The sequence below is a fragment of the Caldimonas tepidiphila genome (genome assembly GCF_003569765.1).
Taxonomy (GTDB): domain Bacteria; phylum Pseudomonadota; class Gammaproteobacteria; order Burkholderiales; family Burkholderiaceae_C; genus Caldimonas; species Caldimonas tepidiphila.
Genome location: NZ_QXMG01000158.1, coordinates 1 through 1477 on the forward strand (window position 1 = coordinate 1; position 1477 = coordinate 1477).

Annotated in this window: 2 protein-coding genes; one reads left to right on the top strand and one right to left on the bottom strand. The window is 61.9% G+C overall.

Features of this window, described 5'->3' with window-relative positions; translation table 11 throughout:
• Positions 1 to 446: lysozyme (locus D3A59_RS24850; RefSeq protein WP_419187282.1), on the top strand; the 446-nt coding region annotated here is incomplete at its 5' end.
• Between the two features lie 849 nt (positions 447 to 1295).
• On the opposite strand, the gene D3A59_RS26040 is transcribed toward D3A59_RS24850, so the two are convergent.
• On the bottom strand, positions 1296 to 1477 hold a 182-nt coding region (locus D3A59_RS26040; RefSeq protein ID WP_205665277.1), incomplete at its 5' end, for a hypothetical protein.

Sequence of the window (1477 nt, forward strand, 5' to 3'; positions counted from 1 at the left end):
CGCGCACGCTGGCGGTAGAGGTGGCGGCCGAGCTCTGCCGGCGCTTCGAGGGCTTCTACTCGCGGCCCTACCTGTGCCCGGCCGGCGTGCCGACGCTCGGTTACGGGGCAACCCACTACCTTGACGGCCGCCGCGTGCAGCTCACCGACCCGCCGATCTCGCGCGAGACCGCGGAGCGGCTGCTACTCCGCCAGCTCGAGCGCACCTACCTGCCGGCAGTGCTGCGGCTGTGCCCCGAGGTGCACGCCCCCCGCCGGCTCGCGGCGCTCGTCGACTTCTGCTTCAACCTCGGCGCGGGGAATCTCCAGGCCTCGACGCTGCGCCGGCGTGTGAACGCCGACCAGTGGGATCAGGTGCCGGCCGAGCTGCGGAAGTGGGTGCGAGGGGGAGGGGTGGTGCTGCGAGGGCTGGTGCTGCGGCGAGAGGCCGAGGCATTGCTAATCTGAGGGCGGCAGGTGTGGGATCGGCGCTTGCCGAGAAGTGCAATGCAGCAAGAACTGCAAGCACAACAACCAGCAGGGATGCCTTGGTAGCGAAACTAGCAACCCTCCCGCCAAGCCTAGAGTGGGCAGTAATGCAGGGTGTACTGACACTGGCCGAAGCCTGGGCGATTCAGGACGAAATTCTGCTCCACCCTGGCCCTGAGAGGGAGCTTCCGGCACAGTTCGACCCGCTATGCCAGAGGCTGTACTTGATGCACCTGCCGATATCAGGGCGGCTGCAGTAAGAGGCTGCGGAAGCAGAGGGCTGAGCCCGGCATCGGGGCTAGTGAAGATCGCTTGAAAAGAAGCCCAGGTAGCGACCGAGGCAAGCCCATTCCGCACTGCATTCGCCACTTGGCCCAGTGGCACTACAGCAAGGTCCGGCCGACGCAAGTTCTAACGTCACTTGTGCAAGCGGCAAAAAGAAACCCCGGGGCGAAGGCCGCCGAGGCTAAGAGTTGCCAGAGAGGCCGCCTGAGGAAGGCGGTAGCTAGATAGTAAGGGGCGCATCCGTAGTCGTAAGGTGTGCCTAGAAGCAAGCGGGCATGCGCCTTGCTGGCTTCACCACTATGTCTTCAACAACGCTCGCGCTTGCGCTTTGTGCCCTCCACGTCGCCGGCGTCTTAGTTTGCATGATCTGGGCGCCGCCCCCCGAGGAGTCGGAAGAGCAGAACGCCTCGCCCTCCTCCTCAGACCGAGATGATGGCGCTCCCGTTTCGTAAAGGGAAGTTGGTGTGGCAGGGTTTGAATTCAAAAGTTTCGCCTTAAAGACCATTGCTACTTCTTTATCCCCGCTCAGAAAGAGTCTAACGTTTACTGGCATATTTTTTTGCCAATACTAAACAATGGAATCGCCAGATCAACTGGAACGGGAGCGAGTCCGGCTGGAAGCTGAAATACTTTCAATTCATCGAGCAATTGATGATCAACATCGAAAGGCTTTGTTGCACAAATGGCAGCGAGGGCGCCGGGCGGGGCGTGGCTTGACAGCGCCG